1 protein-coding gene is annotated in these 376 nt (G+C 24.5%); it reads left to right on the top strand.

From position 1 onward, the window contains the following. Positions 1–306: hypothetical protein (locus tag EII29_RS11645; protein ID WP_233573342.1), on the top strand; the 306-nt coding region annotated here is incomplete at its 5' end. Positions 307–376: the final 70 nt, after the last annotated feature.

Genomic DNA, 376 nt, shown 5'->3' with positions numbered 1-376 from the left:
GATGAAAAAATAGTAGAGGAAGCAATAAAAGATATATCAGTAAGATCAATAAATAAGAGAGTACAATTTGGAGAAACAACATTACTGATACCTGAAAATACAAGAATAAACCCAAAACTTGGAAATATAGTAGATGAAAAAACAGGTTATGGAATACCAATAACTTTTTCAAAAAATATTCATTGTATAAAAAAAATAGAAAAAAACTTAACATATGGTTTTTTCTATGATAAAAGCAATGTTTTAATAAGTAAAATAGCTCAAAAGATAATAAAAGCAAACGGCTTTAAAAATACTTGTAACTAAATAGAAAGAAAAATCCCCCAACATTCAAATTATTTCAACGAAAAAAATATGAGAATGAGCGTAAAGAAAA

The sequence above is a fragment of the Leptotrichia sp. OH3620_COT-345 genome, from assembly GCF_003932895.1.
Taxonomy (GTDB): Bacteria; Fusobacteriota; Fusobacteriia; order Fusobacteriales; family Leptotrichiaceae; genus Pseudoleptotrichia.
The sequence above is the reverse complement of the archived record's forward strand: the minus strand, read 5'-3'. Positions and strand labels throughout refer to the sequence as shown.